This window comes from Yoonia sp. R2-816 (assembly GCF_046762905.1).
In the GTDB taxonomy this organism is placed as follows: Bacteria; Pseudomonadota; Alphaproteobacteria; order Rhodobacterales; family Rhodobacteraceae; genus Yoonia.
This window is the reverse complement of the sequence record NZ_JBKQXN010000185.1, coordinates 69,109-92,987: the sequence shown is the minus strand read 5'-3', so window position 1 is coordinate 92,987 and position 23,879 is coordinate 69,109. Positions and strand designations below refer to the sequence as shown.

Sequence of the window (23,879 nt, the reverse complement as noted above, 5' to 3'; positions counted from 1 at the left end):
CTTAGGCAAACGCCTGCCTGCGTCCATATTTTGCAATCAATCCATCAATTGCCGTCATCGCCCGATCCGTGGCCCTTTCCATAGCGGCATCAGATGACAGGTTTGGCGTAGCGCGCGCGAGTTTTTGCAGGCTGCGGGCGGCCATATGCTGGCAGGCTGTGTTGAACGGTTGCGCCGGTCGGCTTGCGCATACGGCCATCGCACGAGGTCCCGAACCGGCGCGCCCGGTGCCCAAAGCCCAGGCTTCGCGCAGGTTCGATGGAAACAGGAAGGCCGGGTTATAGTCGATCTCAAGCGCCTTGGCCCAATCATGCCATTTGAAACGATGCACATGGTGCATGGTCCGCACCCCGATCCATGGGGTGCGCAACGCGTCGGACACGATGGCGCCATGCATGGCTTCGGCAATGATAAGGTCCGCACCACGAATCTGCGCGATAACCTCAGCCGGTGGATGTGACGGATCAATGAACGTGATCCCGGCCAGATCGCACACGACCTTCCAATTGCCCCGCTCGATGCTTTCGTAATGCGGGATGAACCCAACTTTGATATGCGGTGCCGGGTCCGGCAGCGGCGTTTCACGCAGCAAGATGGCAGCATCGGCCACCGCAAGATCGGGGTGCAACCCCAGCGCTTCGGTCGTTTGCGGACCGCGGACGAAATGAAATTCCCATGTGCCATCATGCACGTCCGGCTTACGCGTGTAGCCGCCATAACCTGACCCAACCACAATCTTTCTGGCGTCCTTGGAGTAGTTGTGCTGAATCACCGACCCGATCCCAACAAAAAGTTCGGAAGGATCATCGTCAAAGAAATCAACGGGCAGTAGGTCAGACCACATGGTCGCGTTCAGCTCATCGCCGAAATTGGGCGGATCGCCCTGAAAATATGTCAGTTTCATCAGATGGGCTTCTCTTTTCGGGGGAAATACTGGCGGATCTCAGCGATACGCTGACGCGACAAAAGCAGGATCGTTGGGACATAGATCAGGGCGGCCACCAGAAGTTGCAGCACTACCTGTGCCGTCTGGCTGGCTTCGGGTAACAGATATGGAACCGACAATACGCCGCCTGCCATAACCAGCGTCGCCGCAACCGGACGCAGAAAGCCCGCCAGATAATCCAAAGGGCCGCATCCCAGCAGTCTGGTGGTCATGATGACAGATATGGGCCAAAGCAACACACTCTTGCCGACCAACACCATCATCAGGGTCGGCAAGCCGTAGCGATAGGTCAGCATGATGACCAGAACAGACGTACCTTGCTGAACCAGTTGATAATAGAACCACCATTGCGCCTTGCCCTGGCTCTTGATCAGTGATGCCTGCACAACGCCAACCCCGGCCAGAACCCCGGCAATACAGAATAGCTGAACCGGAAATGCGGCGTGCCCCCATCTGTCATCCAGCAGAACATCCAGCAGATCCGGTATTGTAATTGCGACAATGCAAAACATCGGCATACTGACCGCAGCGGCGACAAAGCTCGCCATGCCAAAGGCTCTGACCGCCTTGTCCTGATCGCCCTGCAGGGTCGACAACAGCGATAGCGTGACCGATGACAGTGCCCCGCCGACAAGCTGGGTCAGCATGGCGTAGAACCGCTGCGCGAACATGAAAACGCCCAGCATCGCGGTGCCGCCCAAGATACCGAGCAGCAGATGATCCAGCTTGATCATCGACAACATGCGATCACCGGATGCAAACAGGCCATAGCCTGAGATATCTTTCAGCGCCGACAAGCCAACGGAACGACCGGGGCGCCAACGTGACACCCAGAATGCCATGGCGCAGGACACCAGGCTTGCCGCGACCTGGCTTGCGACAAGGGCCCAGTAACCATAGCCCGACAACAGCATCGCAACACAGATGATCACGCTGACAAGTGTCGCAACCGCCGTGCGCACGGCGATCAGCTTGAACTTCATCGACCTGATGATCATCGCGTTGGGAACCGCCGCCGCCATCTCAAGCGGGATCTTGAGCGCAAGGACAGGCAGGATCGCCGCGATATCCGCATAGCCCAACGCCCCGGCAATCACCGGGGCGGCCACAACCAAGGGGATAAAACAAAGCAGGCCGAAGCCGATAGTCAGCCAAAACACCGTATCTGCATGGTTCTGTGTCAACACCTTGCGCTGTACCAGCGCCTCACCAAAGGCCACAGGCGAAAAGGCGATGATGGAAATCACCAGACCGCTCGCCAATCCGACCAGGCCGAAATCGGCGGGTGACAGAAACAATGCGCTGACAAAGAACACGGCAGCAGCGCTGATTGTCGGGATCAGTGTCTGCAGCGACGACCACATCACGCCAAACACGGCAAGGGCGGACCGCCCCGATGTCAGATGCGGGTGATAGCCATTGAAATCTGACTTTGCGATGGCACTGAGGGAACGCATCGGCGATGCGTCAGTTTGACGGCGCGTCGGTGGCGACGTCCGCAAACATCACCTCGACCACGTCGCCGGGCATCAGGATGGTCGCAACGTCACCTGCGAATGTACTGCCACCATCGCGGGCGCGGGTTACGATATAACTGACCTCTGCCGTTGCGGGATCCATTTCTGGCATCAGGCTGGCATGGCGTCCCGCCGCAGCAGCAAGCAAGTCATACTGACTGGCAAGCTGCGCTTCGGTTTCGGCGATATTGGTGTTGACCTCTTGCAGTGTGGCAGCATTTTCCTCGTTGCGCAGGGCAAGCAATAAGCCCTCGCTGCGTTCCAGCGCCTGCATTTCCTGCCGCGCAAGCAGGATGGATCGTTCAATATCCAGCAGACGGCTTTCCAGATCGTTGACATAGCTCAACCGCTCGAACACCCGGATCGGTGTGGTCAGGCCACGTTCGACAAGGTCCTCGCTGCGCCCCAGCTCCGCCTTCCCGGCCTCAAGCTGGGCACGGTTTGTCGCCAGCTTGTCTTCCAGCACACCCATCGCTTCATTGAGCGAGGCGCGGGCTCGCGCGAGCGAGGTCAGTTCATGATCGTAGCGGGCATTGCGCGCAGTCAGAATAGCCTCCTCTGCCGCCCACGCGGCTGGATCAAGGGTGCCATCGGGGTTTTCGACCGTCTCGGCGCCCCCAAGTTCAGCTGTCAGGCGGGCGCGTTTCGCTGTCAGATACATCAACTCATTTTGCAGAACGCTGATCGTGCCGCGGGCGCTGAGAAAGTTACGCTCTTCACCGGCAACTGGTTTGATCCCCACAAGACCACCGGCCAATGCCGTGGCCTGCAAGACGGTCAGGGCCGGTTTGTAGTCATAAGCACCAGGGCTTTGCACCTGACCGGAGACATAGATCGGCGCGTAGTTTTCCACACTGACCGCGACCCGGGCGCTCTGACCGATCCCAACATAAGGCGTCATGGCGGCCTCGACCGCGCTGGCAATTTCTGCCGTCGTCAGTTCTGCAGCGGTTAAGGCACCTGCCAAAGGCAACGCGATGTTGCCATCGGCGTCCACCGGGTAACTGCCTGACATGTTCGGAACATCTGCAACAACCGTATTGATCTCATCCCAGATCGCGACCTGCACATTCAGGTGGTCATTGACGCCAACGCGGTAGCCATCGGCCACAGCAATCGTGGCCATGACCAAAGTGTAAACACCCAAAAGGCATCCAATGAAGCGTCTTAACGGCATCATGCATCCAGAACTGGGATCAATACGATCCCTTAGAGAGCAATACGGCGGGAACCGTACGGGCGATAATCAGCAGGTCCTGCGAAAACGACCAACGCTGCACATAGCTGGTGTCGAACGCGATCCGTTCGTCGTAGGTGGTATCGCTGCGGCCACTGATCTGCCAAAGGCCGGTTAGTCCGGGACGACTGCGCAGATAGTGGGGCGCCGCGCTGCCATAGATATCAAGCTCGTCCTGCACGACCGGACGCGGCCCAACAAGGCTCATATCGCCGCGTATCACGTTGATCAGTTGCGGCAACTCATCAACGCTGTAGGCGCGCAGTACCGCACCAATGCGGGTCACCCGGGGATCGTTGCGCAGTTTTCGGTTCTGCTCCCACTCCACCTTCTCATCGGGATGGTCTGCCAGATAGCGTTCAAGGACTGCGTCGCCGTTGGTCACCATGGTCCGGAACTTCCAGCACCGAAAGCTTCTGCCACCATTGCCGACCCGGATATGACCATAAAGTACGGGGCCGGTGGACGACACTTTGACCGCCAGCGCCACCAAAGCAAACAGCGGCAACAGCCCGATCAATCCACAGGTCGCCAGACACAGATCAAAGATACGTTTTGTCCAGCCACCTGTGACAGAGGCCTTTGAAATCGCAACTGTTGCAGTCCGCTTGGCCCCAAATTCCTGCAAGCGTTTTTCGTCGAGAGCGGTAAAACCCACACTTTCCAAAGTCGGCATCGGCACACTCCTGAGTTTCGCGGTTACGATGATCTTACTCAGTGTTATCGTCAAATGTGCAATTGCAGCATTTCATCTACACGTTGAAAGAAAACGGCGAGAAACCGCCATTGCATCTGCCAGCGCCATGCAGTGAATGCCTATTGTTTCTACATTGAGATCAATATGATGCATCTGTTTCCATTTTTTTGTTACATAATATCAGTATGTTATGTGGTATTGCCGGATTTCCGCGCGTTTAGTGTCAAAAATACGCCGATGGCAAAGGTGAGGCCCAGACAATCCACGCCAATTCACGCTCGAATCTGCACTGCAGCATAAACGCCCTCATGACGTGCAGTTTGATCCGCTAGACTCGTCGGCGAATCCTGCGCGAATCCCGCCAGAGACGAGACCCAGACAAGGGGCCAGACCAATGTCAGAATTCGCTCAAAACCCGGAGATTCCGGATGGCTTGTGGCAGCGCCAGTTTGATCCGGCCCATGACTTTCCCAAAACCGACCCTGCGATAAAAGTGGCCCTTTGCACGACACCGCGATGTGGCAGCCATTTTCTGGGTCATCAGTTACACGCCACCCGCGCATTCGGGTATCCGCTGGAATATCTCAACCCCGGTAACTGGGATGTCTGGACACAGCGGGCAGGCAACATGAACACGCTTGATTTCATCAAGTCGGTGCGGACGGGTCCCAATGGCGTATTCGCCATCAAACTCCATCACGAACACCTGTCCGATTTTCTCAGAGAAGAGCCGGAACCGCTGACATATAAGTTCATCCATCTTTGTCGGCGCGACCTGATCAAACAGGCGATTTCCTTTGCCCGCGCCCAACAGACCGGTGCCTGGATTTCAGATATGCCCGAAACAGCACCGGCCCGGTATGACCGGGCGCTGATCGCAGCCAAGGTCGATGCAATTTCGCGTGGCAATGCGGATTGGCAAAGCTTCCTGCGCAGCGTGGGGATCAACCCGCTGCAACTCTATTACGAGGATATCGTCGCAGACGAGCCTGCAGCCGTTGCCCAAATCGCGGATTATCTGGATGTGGATATCGGCCGAGTAGACGCCGCCACACCATCATTCTCTCCCCAAAAGCAAAAGAAGACCTATCAGGAAGACTGGGGTGCAAAGTTCGCCGCAGATAACAGGGCGGCACTGGCATCCGGGCGTGCAGTTCCTGGTGTTGTACAGGGCGGTAGGCCAGCGGCGGTGTCACCGCGTCTCAAGAAGATGGCAAAACGCCTGATGGGAAAGGCTGCGACCTAATCCCCTGCCTGCATCACCGGGGTCAACGCATCCTGAATATCTGCGGGGCGCAGCATAAAACGGGCGTCATCCATCGCCAAAAGACGTTGGGATATCTCCTCAATCCGATCCCGATCCAGATTTTCCAGTAGATCAATTAAGGCCCCCGCTGACGGCTGATCGATGGTAAAGCCAAGGCCATCCGCCGCCACCTTGCGCCCTGTTTCGGTGTCAGCGACCGCAATGGACGGGCAGCCAAACCAGCTTGCTTCATAGATCCGATTGGGCAGCAGCCAATCCGAATTTGCCCCCCGTTGCCAAAGATCTTGCGCCCAGACCAGATCACAACCGGCGTATACATCGGCCAGCCCGGTGGGATAGTCATAGGTGCCGAAATAGGTGACGTTATCACGCTTGGCGATTTCATCGTCGAAATCCGGCACGGCATGCCGATGCACATTCCCATGAATACGTAAGGTGATCCTGTCGCCAAAATGATCGGCCGCTTGCATCAACACTTTCAGGCTCGGCGCGCAGCGGATCGAACCGACCCAGCCAAGCGCAAGCACCGCGCCGGGCTCGCGTCTTTTCGGTCGGGCGACCAGGGGTCCGTCAAACCACAGCTTATTTTCGACGATGTTATGTGGTCCGCGATATTTTTGGATGGCCGCGAAGTAGTGCGTGACAAACCCGGGCGAGGATACGATCAGCAACTGGATACGCGCCAATAACCGCCTTTCGCACCAGCGCATGACCGCACCGACCGGACCAGATTTCGTGAACAACCCGTGGATATCCAGACACTCATAAACCAACGGGACATCGCGCATGCCGCACAGGCTTTTAGCCGCCCACGCGACCACCAGCAGATCAAAGTTGCGCGCGATAAGCAGGTCAACACTCTTCAGCGCATCGCGCTTCCGCACGACAATTCGGATTGCGCGCAAAATGCCGATGATCCGTTTGCCATAGCTTTCATTTGCCACAAAGCCGAGATCGATATTGGCCCAGTCAGGGGTGAATTGCGCATTCATGTTGCCGCGCCGAAACGCAGCAGAGATCACATCATGCCCCAGCATTTTCAGGCTCCGGATACGCCGGATTTGCGATGCTTCGGTCAGATCAAATGCAAAAACAAGGATACGGGCCACGCGTGATATTCCTTGCTGGCCCGCTTCCGGGCTGTCTACGCCGTGTTCGTCAGACTGCAGCGTTGACCGACCCCAACCTGATGTCAAACGCCCGCGGATGGGTGGCAATGAACCTCGGCGCAAGGCCGCCGACAACCGCATGTGGCATGGGCAACGGACAAACGATGGTTAACCCGTCCGGCGCCGGTGCCACAAATGAAGAGGCCCCCGGAGTAACATCCGGGGGCCTCCTCATTTGCAACTGGTTGATTCAGGTCATCGCTACACGGCAAATACCACCTGTCAGCTCAGTTTGCCGCCAGCTGCTGCGGCAGCCGGAATGTCCACAGCAGACCACCCTGATTGAGGTAGTTCACCTTCTGTGCAACCTCGCCACCCCAAAGCGGCACAGCACCGCCCCAGCCGGAAATGACCGTGACATATTGCTCACCATCCTGTTCCCAGGTGATCGGCTGACCGACAATGCCGGAGCCTGTCTGGAACGACCACAGCACCTCTCCGGTCTGGTCGTCAAACGCCATGAACTCACCCTCTGGTGTGCCGGTAAAGACCAGACCGCCAGCCGTTGTCATCACACCACCCCAAAGCGGGGCGGGGTTCTGGAATTCCCAGACGATATCGCCGGTGTCAGGGTCAATCGCCTTCAGGCTGCCGATATGGTCCTCGTAATTCGGCTTGATGGTAAAGCCAGACCCCAGATAGGCCGCACCCTGCTTGTAGGTGATCGGCTCGTTCCAGATATCCATGCCCCATTCGTTCGAGGGCACATAGAACAGACCGGTCACGGGCGAATGGGCCATCGGCATCCAGTTCTTGCCACCAAGGAAGGATGGCGAGGCAAAGACCACCTCACCCTTGTTGCCATCCGTGGACTCAGATGGGTCACCCGGGCGGTTATCCTCGACAAAGATCGGGCGCCCGGTCTCATCAATTCCTTCCGCCCAGCTGATATCCTTGACGAAAGGCACAGCGGAAACAAACGCACCATCCTCGCGGTTCAGCACATAAAAGAACCCGTTGCGGTCAGCGGTGGCAAAGCGGTCATTGCCGTCGCGGTCGGTATAGGCAACCACTTCGTTCACGCCGTCATAATCCCAGCCTTCGCGCGGGGTGGTCTGGAAATGCCATTTGATCTCACCATTTGACGGATCGATGCCAAGGCGGGAGGCTGCATAAAGGTTATCACCGGCATTGCCGTCAGTGGGGGTGCCAGCATTGCGCAACCAGCTGTTCCAGGGGGCCGGGTTACCGGTGCCGAACACCAGCGTATCGGTGTCAGCATCGTATGAGCCACCTAGCCATGTGGCACCGCCACCGGTCTTCCACATATCGCCGGGCCATGTGGCGTTCAACTCACCGGTCATGGTGCTTTCTTCGCCATTCAACTCACCCATATGGCCTTCGATCACGGGGCGGCGCCAGACCAGATCACCGGTTTCAGCATCGCGGGCTTCGACCGCGCCAACGATCCCGAACTCACCACCGGAATTGCCGGTAATGATCAGACCATTCACGATCAGCGGGGCGGCGGTATAGCTGTATCCGGCCTTGTAATCAGCGATCTTCTTGTTCCAGACCACATCGCCAGTGTCCTTGTTCAGGGCCACAATCCGGGCATCCAATGTGCCGAAATAGATGTTGTCGCCATAGATGGCAGCACCCCGGTTCACCACATCACAGCAGGGCAGGATGCCTTCGGGCAGACGGGCATCATACTGCCAGATCTCGCGGCCGGTTTTCACGTCAATGGCGTAAAGGCGGCTGTAGGACCCGGTGATATACATCACTCCGTCATGCACGATCGGCTGTGTTTCCTGTCCGCGCTGCTTTTCGCCGCCCAGTGAAAACGCCCAGGCAGGTACCAGATTTTCCACATTGTCGCGGTTTAGAATATCAAGTGGAGAGTGACGCTGCAGATGTCGCCCCATCCCGTTTGTCAGCACATCCCCGGTGGATGCGGTATCATTCAAGAGCATCTCTTCGGTCACTTCAGCCTGCGCCAGGCTCGCCGATATCAATGCAGCCGTTGCGGCCAATACGAAGCGTTTCATTATTGCTCCTCCCTCTCCCGTTCATAAGCGAAACAAGCCCGCCCCGCAGGACAGACTCTTGCCTGTTCAGTATTCTCCCAAAGCCCCCACCGGGATATAGAACCTTGGTCATACGACCATCCGGCGCTTGACCCCCGCCCGGGTGCAATCCGCAAGAAACGGAATGCGGTTGCGATCGCCGCCCCCTAAACTTGGCGAAAAAGGGGGACCGGGATGGAACATTTTCTTCTGATCCATGGCAGTTGGCACGGCGCATGGTGCTGGCACAAGATTGCACCGCGCCTGATCGCGGCAGGCCATAGCGTCAGCGTGCCTGATCTTCTGGGGCGCGGGGCAAACCGACGATGGTCTCACCTTGTCAGTCTGAACGCGATGGTGCGGCATATCGGCGGGACCCTGCGTCCGGCCCTGACCCGGCTGAAACTGTCAGCAGACAGATACGGGGCGGTCCCGCGCGCCTATATCCGGCTGACCGAAGACCGCGCCGTGACGCCGCAACTCCAGGACAAATGCATCGAAAAAGTCGGGGTCGACAGGGTTGAGGACATCAAGGCAAGCCATTCGGCCTACTTTTCCAGGCCCGACGTTCTGACACAGACCATTCTCTCGATCTGCCGATCGTGACCTGCATCCACCGGTCAGACCCCCTGACCTTGGTCATGCAGCGCGCCGCGCCAAACATCGTTATCCTGTCTGCGCAACACGGGGAGTTTTCATGCGCGTTATTGTTCTGGCGTTGGTGGTCAGCCTGCTTGGGTCCGTCGCAACGGCCGACACCCGCATTGTTTATGCCGAGGACGGGCAGGGCGACCGGATCGCGATTGCGACAGTCGATCTGACCGACGCCGGACCCTACACAATCAACATGAACGGCGATGTCTTCACTGATCATTTCCTGTCCATGCGCCCGTTCAAGTGCCTTGAGGGGCCGGGCAAACACTGGTGCCACGTCCCGTACCCCTACGAGATCAACCGCGATATCTCCGCCGAACTGACCGATCTGGAATATGACCTCATGTTCGTCTGGAAGGACGCAACCGATTACGGGATTAACATGTGGAACGGGGTCTATTACCAGCTGTCAGAGGATGACGGGATCCTGACCGGCGAACTGCTCGAAATGGATATGGACCTGCTTTCTGCCCCGCCACCCAAAGGTGAGTTGCGGCCACTGCGCGCGCAAGACCTGCACGAAAGCGACCCGGCCAGCCACTGGCTCCCCCGCATCGTGATCGAATAGGGCCACCCGCCTTTGGTCGTATTCCGGTCGCCCGCGATACTGCTAGTCTGATCCCAAACAGGGAGGCACCAATGACATTCATGAAATCACTTGGCACTGCAATCGCGGCCATTTGCCTGTCAACCATGGCATTGGCCGATACGCCCACGCTACGCGCGGCGGTTCTGGAATTCGGGACCGTGAACTGGGAACTGAACACGATAAAGCACCATCGGTTTGATACCGCGAACGGCTTTAACCTTGAGGTGCAAGGCATGGCTGGCGGAGCGGCGGCCAAGGTCGCCTTTCAGGGGGGTGAGGCGGATGTGATCGTCTCAGACTGGCTCTGGGTGGCGCGGCAACGGGCGGCAGGCAAGGATTTCGTCTTTATCCCCTATTCCAAGGCCGTGGGTGGGGTCATGGTGCCCGGCGACAGCCCGGCGCAGGATCTGACCGACCTTGCAGGCATGAAGATCGGCATCGCTGGCGGGCCGCTGGACAAAAGCTGGCTGATCCTGCGGGCCTATGCGGAAAAGAACCACGATATGGATCTCGTGGCCGAGACCGAACAAGTCTTTGGCGCACCGCCACTCATCTTCGGGGCCGCTACATCGGGCGAGGTTGGGGCGGCGATCAACTTCTGGCATTTCGCCGCCAAGATGGAAGCCGCAGGCATGCGCACCCTGATTGACGTCTCTGACGCCTCCGCCGATCTGGGGCTTGATCCCGAAACGCCGCTGCTGGGCTACGTGGTGCGGGGCGAAATGGTGCGCGACAACCCCGACCTGATCAATGGTCTGGCCTCCGCCTCCCGCGCGGCCAAGGACCTGCTCGCCACCGATGATGCGGAATGGGCGCGTCTGCGACCGAACATGAACGCCAAGACGGATGCGCAATTCGCAGCCCTCGTCGCCGGTTTCCGCGCAGGGATCCCTGCGCCGGGACCCATTGACGAAGCTGCTGCCGGACGGATGCTGGAACTGATGTATGAACTGGGGGGCGAGGAATTGCTGGGCCAGGCGACCGCATTGCCCGATGGCACATTCCTGTCCAACGGCAGCTAGGTGCTGGCGACGGCGATGGGCAACGCACAGACTGCAGCACCCATCGTGGTGCTGCAGCATTTGTCACTGGCCTTGGGCGGCAAGACCATCCTGACAGACATCAGTCTGACCGTCCCGCACGGCCAGACCCTCGCCTTGGTGGGACCGTCCGGCATCGGCAAATCCTCCCTTCTGCGCGTGCTGGCCGGATTGCAGCCCAGCCTTGACGGGACCTGCCAGATCAATGGCAAGGTCGCCATGGTCTTTCAGGAACCTACCCTGCTGCCATGGCGCAGCGTGCGCGATAACATCACCATCGCAACCGGCGTGTCAGCAGCACAGGCTGACGCGGCGCTTGCCGATGTCGGGCTGGCCGACCGGGCCGATGAGTATCCCAACAGGCTGTCGCTCGGCCAACAGCGGCGGCTGTCGCTGGCGCGGGCCTTTGCGGTTAAACCCGCCCTCCTGCTGCTTGATGAACCCTTCGTCTCGCTCGACCCGGAACTGGCCGACGAGATGATGAACCTCTTTGCACGGTTGCGGGACAGCCATCAGGTCACGACCGTGCTGGTAACCCACATCGCGGAAGAGGCCGAACGGCTCGCCGATCGCATCGTCACCCTCGCCGGTGATCCCGCCACAATCGCCAATGACCGGACCAACCCGTCCCGGACCTGATCCCACAAACCGTCAAATGGCCCGCTCGCTCAATTGACACAACCAACCGACCGAACAGATATGCGGGTGCCATGCACTCGGTTTTATTGCTCGACCTTAAAGAACTGCGCCGCGTCAAGTTCTGTCGGTCTTGAGATGCAGCGGTCAATGCTTTGATCGCCAAACCGCAGACGCGAGCCACCGTGATCCACCAGGACCAGATCCAAGTCAGTGCAGTCGGTCACAAGGAACGGCGGGCCAGAGATACAGTCTCTGACATTTATGGCCTCATTGAGGATCAGATCACAGTCGCCCATGCCGACAGCCGCCATCAGATCCGGCACGTCCATATAAATCGTCACTTCCGATGTTTCGTTGATCAATTCCAGGTTCAATGCACCGGGGACAACATCGGAGGCGCCAACAGGCATGTAGGGACCAGAAGAGGCATATGTGAAGATCAGCATCTGACCGTCCGCGTCGGCAAAAATCTCGGCGCGGATGTCTTGCAAGGTATCCGTGAAGACCGTTGTCTGTCGCAGATATGCGCTTGGGCCGCCACCGGGCGCTTGTGCTTCGGTCAGGCCGGTTTGCCACACACCGATCAGATCGGATTGGGCTGTGTCCGCCACCAAGGGTGATCCTGCGGCAAGACACGTCAGGGCGCAGGTGACTTTCAGCGTAACCTTCATTGATCGACTCCTCTTATCTTTGCAGTGACAAGTTATGGCATTCGAAACGATCTTGTCAATGACAAGTCTGGTGTTAAGATAGGGCATGCCGATGTCTGAACCCTCTGACAAGCGTGCTCCGTATCATCACGGTGACCTTCGCAATGCGCTGATCGCGGCTGGCCGCGAAATGCTTGAATCTGATGGTTTGCGCGGATTCTCACTGCGGGCGTTGTCAAGAAAGGCGCAGGTGTCGCACGCTGCACCGGTCCATCACTTCAAGACGCTCGGCGCTTTCTTGGCAGAGTGCAGATCGGATGCGTTTCGAGAGCTTTCGGAAGCACTTGAGGCTGCAAAGGCTGGTGCATCGCATTCGCCGACAGATGTCCTTTGCCAAATGGCCGTTGCCTATCTGAGGTTTGGCATCGCCTATCCGGTCATGTTGCGCCTGATGTTTGACAAGGATACCGCACCGCCAAAGTCAAATGATCCAACGAGTCAATCGCGCCGGGCCTATCTTCTCCTCGATGCGGCCGTCCGCGCCACCTTGCCCGACATATCGCAGCGTGACCCGAGATTCGACATTCGGATCAATGCCGTCTGGAGCCTGATCCACGGATTTGTGATACTCCATAACGAAGATCAGATTTGTACGCAGTCCGAGCCGCCAATGACGACAGAGCACATGCTTGTCGAAGCGCTGTCTGCGATGTTGAAAAGACAATAATCGGGGAGTCCGGGAACACGCCCTGCCCGCCGGTCATGGGTGGATTTGTTCATTGAGGCAGGGTTGGCTTCCGCTTTGATCAACCTGTGCGTGGTCAAATATGGGCAGGCTTGTGAAGCCATTCTCCGACCGGCTGCTAGTTTCCGCGCCACAAGGCTTCAAGAAACCTTGCACCACGCACGTCCGTGCGTCGTTCCACCCCAAAAGGTTAACCGCGCATTCACTTTTCCACCGCCCGCTACGTTAATCCGGCAAAACTGGCCCAGGGGTCCGACGTTTTGCCGACCCAAATCCGACGCGATGCCGACAGCACTATTTCCAAGATTTGCAGGCGTTAACCTACGATTCGCGTGTTACCGGCGATGCCGGGGTGTTGCGCGGCTCCTCAAAGGGCACCGAACGTTGCGCGACCCCTCAGAACAGCGGCGCGTATTTCCAGTTATCCGCGTCCGGCGTCACCTCATCCAGATCATAATTCGCCGCCTGCAACCGCTGCGCAATTGGCAATCCTTCCTCTGCGGCCTCCGCCACCAATTGACGTCCCAGCGCTTCGTTCTGGGCAACGCCATGGCCGCGCATCAGGCTGATACCAAAGTTAAACTTGCCGACCGGATCGCCGGCCTCAGCTGCCCTGCGGTCCCACTCCGCCGCCGCGTCGGGATCATATTCTCCACCTAACCCATTGTTATCCAACTGACTCATCCAGGTCATCGCACCGGTATAGCCGTCATCGGCGCAGTTCTGAAACAGGGTCCGCGCGGATACATGATCGCCCGATTTGGTCAGCGCATAGCCCATCGAGCAAATGACCATCCCGGTCTCACCCTCATCAGCCTTCTGGACGTAGGATTGCCATGACATTTCGTCAGGGTTCAGCGTGCCCAGCTCCTCGACATTTTCGGCAAAAGCTGGCGTGCACAGCAGGGCGGCAGATAAGGCAAAATGTTTCATATCCGTGACTTAGCATGTTTCGCCGCGCAAATCTGCGGGGCTATGGTCATAGAAATGGTCAGCCCTTGCGACGTATTCCCGACCCTTCCGGGCTGTACCCCCACAACGCCGCTGCAGTGAAAATCACGGCCGCCAAAACCGTCCAACCCAGCGCCGCGCCGTTGAAATCAACATAGAGCGCAAAGCGGATCAATTCGACCGCATGGGTGAACGGATTGACCGCGCAAATATCGCGCAGCAGTTCCGAGGATTCCGCCATTTTCCATAGCGGATAAAGCGCCGAAGACATGAAAAACATCGGGAAAATCACAAAATTCATGACCCCCGCAAAATTCTCCAACTGCTTGATAAAGCTGGATAAAAGCAGACCCAGCGCCCCCAGCATGATCCCGGCCACAACCAGCGCAGGCAGCACGGTCAGATAGCCCAGCAGCGGCATCGTGATGCCGAAAGCTGCCGCGATGGCGAGGAACGCGTAGACCTGCAAAACCGAAATCGCCGTGGCCCCAACCAGCTTGCACATCAACAGCCACCAGCGCGGAAAGGGGCTGGTCAGCAGCAGCTTCATCGACCCCATTTCGCGGTCATAGATCAGGCTGAGCGATGATTGCATCCCGTTGAACAGCAGGATCATCCCGCAAAGCCCCGGTACGATATAGGTCTCGTAAGTGATATAGGTCTGATAGGGCGGAATGATCGACAGCCCCAATGCCGCACGAAAGCCCGCGGCGAACACCAAAAGCCACACCAGCGGGCGCACAAGCGCGGCGACAAAGCGTTCGCGCTGATGAATAAACCGCAGCGCCTCTCGTTGAACGATGGCGGCCAGCGCTGTCAGATATCCGGTCACGCGTCAGCGCCCGTCAGGTCCAGAAAGGCCTGCTGCAAAGGCTTCAAGCCGCTGATGTCCTTTGCATATCCATCCGCCAGCACCTTTGCCTGATGCAGCACGACAAGCCGGTCATCAGGCGCCACCTCATCCGCCAGATGCGTGGCCCAAAGTACCGTCGTGCCATCACTGGCCAGCCCATGCACGTGATCGGTGATATCCCGGCGCGCCGCCGCATCCAGCCCCACCGTCGGCTCATCCAGCAGCAACACCGCCGGATCATGCAGCAAGGCGCGGGCAATCTCCGTCCGGCGCCTGTGCCCGCCATTCAGCGTCCGCGCCTTTTCCCTGACGCGGTCCGCGATAGCCAGCCGGTCAAGCACCGCGTCGATCCGGTGGTCGCGATCCCTCCCCGACAACCCGTGCAATGCCGCGAAGTAGGACAGGTTCTGCCGCACCGTCAGGTCCAGATCCAGCGTCGTTTGCTGGAACACAATCCCCAGTTTCGCCAATGCTTCCCGTGGGTTAGCCTGCAGATCATGCCCTGCAATTTCGATCCGCCCCGTCGGGGCGACGAAAAGCCGGGTCAGCAGGTTGAAAAGCGTCGATTTGCCTGCCCCGTTCGGGCCAAGCAGGGCGCAGAACGCACCGCGCGCAACCTCGAAACTCACATCATCCAATGCTGTTTTCGCGCCGTAGCTGTAGGACAGGTTTGCGACGCGAATGCCGGTCATTCGATGGTGATCTCAATCCGTTGTGTTTCGCCGGTCGTGCCGGGGATCTTCATGTAATATGCGCCGGGTTTGATCGCGATGAAACCGATTTCCATCTCGCCCGCCTCATCGAATTCGACACTATCAAGGCCAAGCGGACGGATTTCCAGCCCTTCGACGACAATCTCGTCAATCCAGATGGCACGGAAAAATTCTGGTCCCACCAGTGACAGTTCCTGACTACCGTCACCCAGAATCTCAAACTCGTAATAGGTGCCGGATTTCAGGACCCAAGGTGCCGATGAAATCGGTTCACCTGCTGACAGAATGATAGGCGGTAGGTCTTCCTTGTTCTTGCCCGAAAGCAGGCCTGCCGCGCCAAAAGACATCGCATTTTGCGCCGATGCGCCCCCGGCGATGCAAACCGTCGCCGCAATAAGGGTTGTGAGAATTTTCATATCGAACATTCCTAGTCTGTCGGGCGATACGCCGCACCCCACGGGAAGCGCCCGACCTTGATTGATTTCAAAGCAGTACGCGAGGTCACGTCGATCACGGTCACATCGCCCGACACCCCATTTGTGGTAAATAACAAGCTCTTGTCGCCATTGAAGTCCATGTGCCAGACCCGGCGGCCCACCAGGATATAGTCCTCAACCTCGAACGTATCGGCGTTCACCACGGCCACATGATTGGACGGGCCAAGTGCCACAAAGGCGGTTTTCTCATCCGCCGTGAATTCGAACCCCACCGGCTGCACACGATCCGGATGAACGCCCTGCACCTCGAAATCGATCTTTCCGATCTCGGATTGGTCGGCGACATCAAAGATCGTGATCGTGCCCCCGATCTCGGCACTGACCCAAAGCTGCGTGCCGTCCTTGACGAACTCCGCATGACGTGGGCGGCTGTCGACCAACGTATTGGCGAACAGTTCCTGCGTTTCGGTGTCGATCCAATGCGCCATATTGGTCGTCTCGGACGTGGTGATGGCGATCTTGCCATCGGGCGAAACGGCCATCCCCTCCGGCTCGACCCCCACATCAATCTGCGCGATGACGCGCCGCGTTTCGGTGTCCACCACGGTGGTGATCGCGTCATCCTCGTTGGCGATGTAAAGATGGCGGTCATTTGGGTGCAGCACGAACTGTTCGGGGTCTTCGCCCGATGGCAGATCATGCAGGATTTCACCGGTGTTGGGGTCCATCACCTGCACCGCGTCGCTGTCGGACGCGCAGATATAGACGCGGCTGAAGTCCTTGGAAAACGTGATACCGCGCGGGCGTTCGCCGGTCGGATAGGTCTGGATCACCTCAAGCGTCTCGGTCGAGATGATCGAGACCGTGTCGTCCTTTTCATTGGTCACCCAGATTTCGCCAGCCCAAACCGGGGATACTAACAAACCACAGATCAGGGTTGCAGATCGGATCATTGAAAGGCCTCACATGTGCTTTCCGGGCGGTCGAGCCCAAGCGTGTCTAATTCGTTGGTCTGGTGTAGGAATCCGTCAAGCGGGGCTTGCGCGACCAGCGCGCGGGTATGGGCGATGGCGATGGGCTGGCGCAACTGCCCGTTCCAGTCGCGATAGGTCAGAGGGCGGCCCTTGAAGCCCGCCAGCTCAAATTCGTCTGACAGGATGTAGTCGCGCAAGACGGTTGGATCACTGCTGTTGGTGCGCGTCACAGCCTCGCCCAATGTGCGCATCGCGGCCCAGGCGGCGTAATCCTGACTGGTCATGTCGCGTTGATGCGCCTCTTCAAACCGGCTTTGCAACTGTGCGGCGCCCCATTGTTCAATGACCGGGGACCATGTGACCGCAGTCAACCCTTCGGAGCCGGCAACAGGGCGCGGCCGCCACATATTATAAAGGATGTAGCGCCCGAAATCCTGTAATTCATCCGCGACGATCAGCACATCATAATCACCAAGCTCTTGTGTGAACAATGGCACCTCTTGTGCGGCGGCACGGCGCATATCGGCGTCAAAGGCCCAGGTTTTCTCGCCCGACAAATCCAGCCCGAACTTGGTCAGGCTGCGCCGCATACTGTCCGCAAAGGCCAGATCCTGCGGATGGGTGCCTGCGATCATCACCAGATCGTCCCAGCGACGCTGGACAAAGATCTGTGCCAGCGCATCGGTCCGCATCGCGTCAGACGGCAGGCTGTGCAGCAGGTTGCCGCGGCAGGCCGCATCGCGCAGCGACAGATCACCGGATGAGGTGTTGAACAGCATCGCATCTTCGGCTTCGGGCAAATCGGCAATGGCAAGCAGCTGCCCGGTTGGCGCATCAAGGATCAGATATGGCGTCTGCGCCAGCAATGCGGCAGCGGCTGGCAGCGGGTCTTCGTCTTCGCCGACAACAACCACGGTCAGTTCATAGGAATGGCCCAGAAACCGGCCCGTCGTCGCATTGTCATCGAGGCCAGTCTGCGCCCCTGCAACCCCGATATCCTCTGGTTCGGGATCAAGGTTGGACAAGGTCGGGGGCTGCGGTTCATAGATCGAAAGATAGCCGACATTCAGGGTCACCTCGGCATGCGCCATGGCCCCACACAACGTGCCGATCAGCGCGAATTGGAAAATACGCCTCCCCATGGTTTCAGAGTTAACAAACCGGTCGGGTGGCCCGTATACGACCTTGGTCTTGGTCGGGCCCAAACACAACCAAGGTCCTATATCGCCCGGCCCTGCGGCCTGCCTAAGATCAGCCAAATCGGACATGACCCGCTGGGAGGCTAAGCAGATGCACAGACCAAATTTACGCGAAATCCTTGTGGCTGCGGCAGTCGTAGCAACGGCAACATTGGTCAGCGCACATGGCGATGTGAACCCCCAGCCTGTTGATACCGCCGGGTTGCCCGAAACCGGCGACGAATGGCTGACGGAAAATCCATACCGCGTCGAAGCGGTGGGTGAAGAGGTCTGGCTGAAGGCGGTGCAGGTCGGTGCCTCCGGCTACAACCAGAACTGCGCCCGCTGTCACGGTCTTGAAGTGATTTCCGGCGGTTTGGCCCCTGACCTACGCTTCCTTGAGGCCGAGGAATATGGCGATGAATGGTATATGGAGCGGTTCCGCACGGGCTATACCCAGAATGGTGTGACCAAGATGCCGGCATTTGGTGATCTGCTGGGCCAGGATGCCGCTTGGGCCATTCGTACCTATATCGAAACGCGGCCCGATGATCATGCGATGCAGGATTTCTCGGACGAGTTGAAGGCGATGCGCGATCAACTGGTCATATATGGTGATGATACCAATGGTGCTGACCCTGATGCGCTCAAGGCGCGCCTGACCGAAATCGCTGTCGAGATTCCGACGCTATCGGGTGCGCCGGTGGCCGACAGCGTGGCGTTTCGGGCCGCCCGGCTGATAGATGGCACGCCCGAGGCCTATGAAGCCGCGGCCGAGACGCTGACGATTGGATTGTCCGCAGCGCAGTAAGGGGTGCGCCAGTTGTTGCTACGTTCATTACTGATCGCGTTTGGTCTGGTTCTTGGCAGCGCGGCCCATGCCCAGGACCCTTGCGCCGATTACACGCCGCAGGCGCGGCCTCAGAATGTGGACCGCGATATCGTGGGGCAGGAACTGGATCAGATCCAGGACCAAGGCCACATGCTGTTTGCGGTTTACGAGGACTTCCCGCCCTATTCCTGGGAGGAGGGCGGCCAGCCGCGCGGCGTCGATATCGAGATTGCCCGTCTCATCGCCGAAGATCTGGGGGTCGAGGCGCGTTTCAACTTTGTCGATGCAGGTGAAAACCTGGAGGCTGACCTGCGCAACAATATCTGGCAGGGGCCTGTGATCGGCGGGCGCGTGTCAAATGTGATGATGCGCGTACCTTACGACAGCGCGTTCAAATGCCGGGTTGAACAGGTGGTGTTCACCGGCCAATACGCCGCTGAATCCATCGCCATTGCCTATGACAAGGCCAGCTATCCCGATGAAAAACCGGTCCCCGCCTATTTCCGCTATGACACCGTTGGCGTGGAAAACGATTCTATCGCTGACTTCTACCTGACCTCTTTTGTCGGTGGCCAACTGGCGGGCAATATCCGCCACTTTCCAACCATGGCCGATGCCATGGATGCCCTGAGTAATGGTGAGGTAATGGCCTCCATGGGCCCGCTGTCGCAGTTGGAATTTGGCCTTTCGGACAGCAGTGATGTGCACCAGCCGCCGCTTGCCGGGTTCGCGGTCAGCAAATGGACCTTGGGCGTTGCCGTCAACTTTCGCTATCGCCCGCTGTCCTATGCCGTCGACGATGCGATCAACTATGCTCTGCAGGATGGGCGCATCCCTGCAATCTACGAAAGCTATGGTCTGACTTTTCAGGCCCCGGAGCGCTGATTGGTTACAGGGTCGTCAGGTCGCCATCGAAATCCACCAATGTGATCCGCCCGATCCCATCCGCCGCGCGCATGGCAACGATCTGGTCCAGTGGCGCAAGGCAAAGGGCCGTCGACACACAATCGGCCAGCGTCGCAGTTTCCGCCTCGACCGATACGGTCGACCACCGCGCCCGGTGCTGCGGATGCAGGATGTGGGCCTGCGCGCCCAACGACATTGCTGTCGGGCTTGATGTCGCGATAGCACCCTGCGCAATCGTGCGCGTCCCCAATTCTCCATGAACAGGGTCGCTGACAGCCAGCCGCCATGGCCCGCCAATTGCCCGGTATTCGCCGATATTCACCAACGTTTCGGTCATTTCCAGCCGCTGGAACTGCGCGGTGATCAGATCGGTGGCAAAGCCCTGCGCGATCCCGTTGAAGGTCAGCGCCTGACCCCGCTCCAACTGGATCGCCGCAGCATCAAAGCGCACCCGGTCCCAACCAATCGCAGTGCTGGCTGCTGCAGGATCCGATCCGTCCGCCAAGGCGCGCCATAAAGGCTGGATCGTGGGATCGAACAATCCGCCTGTCAGAAGATGCCCATGCTCCGCCGCCTGCATCAGCGCCAGAAAATCAGGATCAGGCTGTGGCAGCGTGCCTACTCGGTTCAGTTCCGACAAGGCCGAGGCAGGATCGTACAGGCTGAACAGGCCTTCGACATGGGCAATGATCTGGCGGGTGGCATCAATAGCCCCTATCGCGTCATCGCGCGGCCCCCGGATCGTCAGGCTGACATCCGCACCAAAGGCGCGGCCTTGCCAGCGCTGCGGGGTCGCCCAGGCCGGGCCAGCCGCCATGGCCGCACTGATGGTCAGAAATCTGCGGCGTGTCAGGGTCATTCGGCGGCCACCTGTTGCAAAACCCGGCCGCGCTTGGCCGCAAGGATCAGTGGAACGCATTGGTCGGCGCTGTCGTGAATCGTGACGCAATCCAGACATTGGAAGCATTCCGAATACTGGATCTCGCCTGTCTTCTTGATCGCGTTATAGTCGCATTTCACCTTGCAAAGCTGGCAGGGCGACCCGCATTCCACGCGCCGCGCGATCCAGTCGCGGCCCCTGACCAGCCCACCAATCGCCATGACTGCCCCCAGCGGGCAGATATAGCGGCAGAACCCTTTGAACAGCACCATCGACAGCAGCAACAGGCCCACAGCATAGGCGACATAGTACCATTCACGAATAAAGAATGTGGTGATGGCGGTCTTGAACGGCTCCACCTCAATTGCCTTGTCCAGACGGGCGGGCGCGGTAAAGATCAGCGCCACCAGACCGGCGAGCACGATGTATTTCACCCATTTCAGGCGGTCATCCCATGCATCGGACGGTTCGATCTGCGGCAGGCGCAGGGCACGGCCAATGTGATGGGCAAATTCCTGCAGCGCGCCAAACGGGCAAAGCCAGCCGCAAAACAAACCCCGGCCCCACAGGACGAACCCCAAGATTGTGACCGCCCAGATCAGCAGCGAAAACGGATCGTAAAGCAGAAAGGCAAAGCTGCCGCCCTCAGCCGCTGTTCTGATGACGGCCAGCGGTGTGGCAATGGACAACTGGCCCTGGCCCCACCAACCGATAAAAGCGGTCATGAAGGCCAGAATGCCAAGGCGGATGGGGGTGAAGTACCTATGCCCCGCCAATCGGTTCAGGCGCAGGCCCAGAACAGCGATCAGTGCCGTCAGGAAAACGCCAAGAACAATCAGATCGGTCGACCTGTTCGACAAGGCATCAAGCCATGCCGGGCGGGGCTTGATGACCTCTGGACGCGAGAAAAACCGTTCATCCGTCGAAAGGGTCGTATCAATCGTGACCGACCCGATTTCGGGCTGGAACACACCATGTTCGCGGATCGCCTTCACCTTCAGCGTCCATTCCGCCGTGGGATCAAAGCCCAGCCTGCGGTCGGTCCGCAGGATCAGGGCGGTGCCATCATGCAACGCTTCGGGCAGGTCAGGATGCAACTGTATAAAGATATCGGCGTCTCGGAACGCGATGGGGAACCCACCCTGTTCGGCACTGATCAGGTCGGGCGATGTGTTACGGACGAAATCATCGGTGATCAGCCCGTGACGCCCTGCCTCGATCAGCAAAACAGGTTCATCCGTGTCAGAGATCGCCATGAAATCCTGCAACTCTTCATAACTGCCGGGTGACAGAACCGCCCGCGCAATGGATTGCGGGCCGACATCGACGATCCACAGGTCCAAATAGGTGCCATCCGGGTCGGCCTGTGCTTCGGGATCGTCTTGCGCCCAAAGCGTTCCCGCGAATTCCTTGTTGATGGTGGCATTGCTGACTGTTGTCCGTGTCACCAGTCCCTGATCGACCAGATCCGTCCAGGTCAGATCCTCCACGTAGTCGGGGTTCGGATAAGCCGGGGGACCCGACGCGATGCCGCCCATCTTTTCCCGGGCGACCTTCAGGGCTGCGGCCAGAATACTCTCATGCGCGATCCGCACCGATGCGGTCGCCTTGGTCACCCCATCCAGATAGACCAGAGCGGACCCGTCGCTGCCACTGCCATAGGGGCTGCCCACAACCAGACTGTCCGAGATCGAATGCCCGCGATATTGTTCAAAGAACTTGTGAAACGGGGCCTCGCCCAGCCCGGACACGAAGATCGGTTCGTTGTGAGAGATCAGTTTGACGTCCAGAAACCGGCCATCAAGATCAAGCACCACAAGCATGTTGATGGAGGCACCGGAAAAGCCGGGCAGGGGGGCCATCGGCTCTGTCTCGAACACGTATCCCGAATGTGCGCCACCTGAATTCAACAGCTCCCACACGCCCTGATCATTCAGTTGTTCGCCCAGCGACATCGGGGGGACGATATAGGGTTCCAGCACCTCTCGACCCAAGGGTTCAGCCGCTGCTGCGACAGCGCTGGCAATGAAAAGGGCGAGTGTCCACAGACAGCTGATCAGCAGATGGGCGAGACGCATAATCGTGATCCTACGCGGGCCGCGCGGCGCGTCCTATGCGACTTAGGTATGAAGCCCGTATTTTGCCATTGGGGCCTGCCGCCATTTCGTGACAGGGTGGCGGCATGACGGCCACGAAACCACAAATGAACTTCGTTATCGCGATCCTGTCGCTGATCGGTCTCGTGTGTTTCTGGGTGGTTCTGGCATGGCTCCGGGCGGACCCGACTGTATTGCCCAATCCGTCGCAGGTCTGGAACATCATTCAGGCCGAGGCTGCATCCGGCGCATTGGTCCGCCACATGATCGCGACGATCCTGCGCGTCGCGGCAGCGTTCGGGCTGGCGATGGTGCTGGGCATGATCATTGGAATTGCGATGGGGCTGAATGACGGGCTGAACCGTTGGTTCGGGGCATGGCTGGTCGTCTTTCTGAACATCCCCGCGCTGGTGGTGATCGTCCTGTGCTACCTCTGGATCGGCCTGAACGAAGTGGCGGCAATCACGGCTGTCGCCTTGAACAAGACCGCCATGGTCGCCGTCACAATACGCGAAGGCACCCACGCCCTTGACCCCAAGCTGAGCGAGATGGCGCGATCATTCCAGATGGGCTGGGGCGCCCGGTTCCGCCACGTTGTCCTGCCCCAACTTTGGCCCTTCATCGCCTCCAGCATGCGCAACGGTCTGGCGATCATCTGGAAAATCGTTCTGGTGGTCGAGTTTCTGGGGCGCAGCGACGGGGTCGGTTTTCAGATCCACCTTTACTTCCAACTGTTCGAGATCGGCTATGTGATGGCCTATGCGCTCAGCTTTGTGGTGTTCATCCTGCTCATCGAATGGACGCTGATCAACGCGGTCGAACGGCGAGCGACGCAGTGGCGTTAGATGGCAGATTATATTTTAAACATAAAATATTGATGCTTGAAATTTTGAAGGCCCC

24 protein-coding genes are annotated in these 23,879 nt (G+C 58.7%); 9 read left to right on the top strand and 15 right to left on the bottom strand.

Annotated features, from left to right (window positions below):
- Position 1: 1 nt before the first annotated feature.
- From ACFWW2_RS09885 to ACFWW2_RS09870, 4 genes are all read right to left on the bottom strand, one after another.
- A complete protein-coding gene (locus tag ACFWW2_RS09885; RefSeq protein WP_393927859.1) occupies positions 2-904 on the bottom strand; it encodes a polysaccharide pyruvyl transferase family protein in 903 nt (300 codons plus the stop codon).
- Entirely contained in the window at positions 904-2,403 is a 1,500-nt protein-coding gene (locus ACFWW2_RS09880; RefSeq protein ID WP_393927858.1) for an oligosaccharide flippase family protein, read from the bottom strand. Before ACFWW2_RS09880 ends, ACFWW2_RS09885 begins: the two co-directional genes overlap by 1 nt.
- A gap of 10 nt (positions 2,404-2,413) precedes the next feature.
- The gene (locus ACFWW2_RS09875; RefSeq protein WP_393927857.1) at positions 2,414-3,589 is read right to left on the bottom strand and encodes a polysaccharide biosynthesis/export family protein; all 1,176 of its coding nucleotides are present in this window, start codon (positions 3,587-3,589) and stop codon (positions 2,414-2,416) included.
- A 70-nt stretch (positions 3,590-3,659) separates the two neighbouring features.
- A complete protein-coding gene (locus tag ACFWW2_RS09870) occupies positions 3,660-4,376 on the bottom strand; it encodes a sugar transferase (protein ID WP_393927856.1) in 717 nt (238 codons plus the stop codon).
- A gap of 415 nt (positions 4,377-4,791) precedes the next feature.
- Here ACFWW2_RS09870 and ACFWW2_RS09865 point away from each other — a divergent pair, with 415 nt between their 5' ends.
- The gene (locus ACFWW2_RS09865; RefSeq protein ID WP_393927855.1) at positions 4,792-5,643 is read left to right on the top strand and encodes a Stf0 family sulfotransferase; all 852 of its coding nucleotides are present in this window, start codon (positions 4,792-4,794) and stop codon (positions 5,641-5,643) included.
- Here ACFWW2_RS09865 and ACFWW2_RS09860 read toward each other — a convergent pair.
- Both ACFWW2_RS09860 and ACFWW2_RS09855 read right to left on the bottom strand, forming a co-directional pair.
- Positions 5,640-6,773: a glycosyltransferase gene (locus tag ACFWW2_RS09860; RefSeq protein WP_393927854.1), complete on the bottom strand. Its 1,134-nt coding sequence runs from the start codon at positions 6,771-6,773 to the stop codon at positions 5,640-5,642. The two genes, ACFWW2_RS09865 and ACFWW2_RS09860, sit on opposite strands and share 4 nt — an antisense overlap.
- Before the next feature lie 287 nt (positions 6,774-7,060).
- A complete protein-coding gene (locus ACFWW2_RS09855) occupies positions 7,061-8,824 on the bottom strand; it encodes a PQQ-dependent methanol/ethanol family dehydrogenase (RefSeq protein ID WP_393927853.1) in 1,764 nt (587 codons plus the stop codon).
- Between the two features lie 213 nt (positions 8,825-9,037).
- On the opposite strand from ACFWW2_RS09855, the gene ACFWW2_RS09850 reads away from it, so the two are divergent.
- The 4 genes from ACFWW2_RS09850 to ACFWW2_RS09835 all read left to right on the top strand — a co-directional run bounded on the left by ACFWW2_RS09850 (position 9,038) and on the right by ACFWW2_RS09835 (position 11,764).
- Positions 9,038-9,448: a hypothetical protein gene (locus tag ACFWW2_RS09850; RefSeq protein ID WP_393927852.1), complete on the top strand. Its 411-nt coding sequence runs from the start codon at positions 9,038-9,040 to the stop codon at positions 9,446-9,448.
- A 91-nt stretch (positions 9,449-9,539) separates the two neighbouring features.
- Positions 9,540-10,064, top strand: a complete 525-nt coding sequence (locus tag ACFWW2_RS09845) for a hypothetical protein (RefSeq protein ID WP_393927851.1) — start codon at positions 9,540-9,542, stop codon at positions 10,062-10,064.
- Positions 10,065-10,135: 71 nt separating this feature from the next.
- A complete protein-coding gene (locus tag ACFWW2_RS09840; RefSeq protein ID WP_393927850.1) occupies positions 10,136-11,107 on the top strand; it encodes an ABC transporter substrate-binding protein in 972 nt (323 codons plus the stop codon).
- Positions 11,108-11,764, top strand: a complete 657-nt coding sequence (locus tag ACFWW2_RS09835; protein ID WP_393927849.1) for an ABC transporter ATP-binding protein — start codon at positions 11,108-11,110, stop codon at positions 11,762-11,764.
- Positions 11,765-11,847: 83 nt separating this feature from the next.
- On the opposite strand, the gene ACFWW2_RS09830 is transcribed toward ACFWW2_RS09835, so the two are convergent.
- Positions 11,848-12,435, bottom strand: coding sequence for a hypothetical protein (locus ACFWW2_RS09830; protein ID WP_393927848.1), 588 nt, complete (start codon positions 12,433-12,435; stop codon positions 11,848-11,850).
- Between the two features lie 91 nt (positions 12,436-12,526).
- Here ACFWW2_RS09830 and ACFWW2_RS09825 point away from each other — a divergent pair, with 91 nt between their 5' ends.
- On the top strand, positions 12,527-13,141 hold the full coding sequence (locus tag ACFWW2_RS09825) for a TetR/AcrR family transcriptional regulator (protein ID WP_393927847.1): 615 nt from the start codon (positions 12,527-12,529) through the stop codon (positions 13,139-13,141).
- Between the two features lie 414 nt (positions 13,142-13,555).
- On the opposite strand, the gene ACFWW2_RS09820 is transcribed toward ACFWW2_RS09825, so the two are convergent.
- From ACFWW2_RS09820 to ACFWW2_RS09795, 6 genes are read right to left on the bottom strand one after another with little or no spacing between them, the layout of a single operon-like run.
- Positions 13,556-14,092, bottom strand: coding sequence for a tetratricopeptide repeat protein (locus ACFWW2_RS09820; protein WP_393927846.1), 537 nt, complete (start codon positions 14,090-14,092; stop codon positions 13,556-13,558).
- A 58-nt stretch (positions 14,093-14,150) separates the two neighbouring features.
- Positions 14,151-14,942 (bottom strand): ABC transporter permease, encoded by a 792-nt coding sequence (locus ACFWW2_RS09815; protein WP_393927845.1) that lies wholly within the window; start codon positions 14,940-14,942, stop codon positions 14,151-14,153.
- Positions 14,939-15,655 (bottom strand): ABC transporter ATP-binding protein, encoded by a 717-nt coding sequence (locus ACFWW2_RS09810; RefSeq protein WP_393927844.1) that lies wholly within the window; start codon positions 15,653-15,655, stop codon positions 14,939-14,941. Before ACFWW2_RS09810 ends, ACFWW2_RS09815 begins: the two co-directional genes overlap by 4 nt.
- Entirely contained in the window at positions 15,652-16,092 is a 441-nt protein-coding gene (locus ACFWW2_RS09805) for a hypothetical protein (protein ID WP_393927843.1), read from the bottom strand. Before ACFWW2_RS09805 ends, ACFWW2_RS09810 begins: the two co-directional genes overlap by 4 nt.
- An 11-nt stretch (positions 16,093-16,103) precedes the next feature.
- Positions 16,104-17,066 (bottom strand): YVTN family beta-propeller repeat protein, encoded by a 963-nt coding sequence (locus ACFWW2_RS09800; protein ID WP_393927842.1) that lies wholly within the window; start codon positions 17,064-17,066, stop codon positions 16,104-16,106.
- Entirely contained in the window at positions 17,063-18,229 is a 1,167-nt protein-coding gene (locus tag ACFWW2_RS09795) for an ABC transporter substrate-binding protein (protein ID WP_393927841.1), read from the bottom strand. The genes ACFWW2_RS09800 and ACFWW2_RS09795 overlap by 4 nt, the downstream gene beginning before the upstream one ends.
- Positions 18,230-18,377: 148 nt before the next feature.
- Between ACFWW2_RS09795 and pedF the strand changes: the two genes are divergently transcribed.
- Both pedF and ACFWW2_RS09785 read left to right on the top strand, forming a co-directional pair.
- A complete protein-coding gene (gene pedF / locus ACFWW2_RS09790) occupies positions 18,378-19,076 on the top strand; it encodes a cytochrome c-550 PedF (protein WP_393927840.1) in 699 nt (232 codons plus the stop codon).
- A gap of 15 nt (positions 19,077-19,091) precedes the next feature.
- On the top strand, positions 19,092-19,982 hold the full coding sequence (locus ACFWW2_RS09785; RefSeq protein ID WP_393927839.1) for a substrate-binding periplasmic protein: 891 nt from the start codon (positions 19,092-19,094) through the stop codon (positions 19,980-19,982).
- 4 nt (positions 19,983-19,986) lie between these two features.
- On the opposite strand, the gene ACFWW2_RS09780 is transcribed toward ACFWW2_RS09785, so the two are convergent.
- Positions 19,987-20,862, bottom strand: coding sequence for an FAD:protein FMN transferase (locus ACFWW2_RS09780; RefSeq protein ID WP_393927838.1), 876 nt, complete (start codon positions 20,860-20,862; stop codon positions 19,987-19,989).
- Positions 20,859-22,961 carry a 4Fe-4S binding protein gene (locus ACFWW2_RS09775; protein WP_393927837.1) on the bottom strand — a complete coding sequence of 701 codons (2,103 nt, stop codon included), beginning with the start codon at positions 22,959-22,961 and terminating at the stop codon, positions 20,859-20,861. The genes ACFWW2_RS09780 and ACFWW2_RS09775 overlap by 4 nt, the downstream gene beginning before the upstream one ends.
- Positions 22,962-23,065: 104 nt before the next feature.
- On the opposite strand from ACFWW2_RS09775, the gene ACFWW2_RS09770 reads away from it, so the two are divergent.
- Positions 23,066-23,824 carry an ABC transporter permease gene (locus ACFWW2_RS09770; RefSeq protein WP_393927836.1) on the top strand — a complete coding sequence of 253 codons (759 nt, stop codon included), beginning with the start codon at positions 23,066-23,068 and terminating at the stop codon, positions 23,822-23,824.
- Positions 23,825-23,879 lie beyond the last annotated feature (55 nt).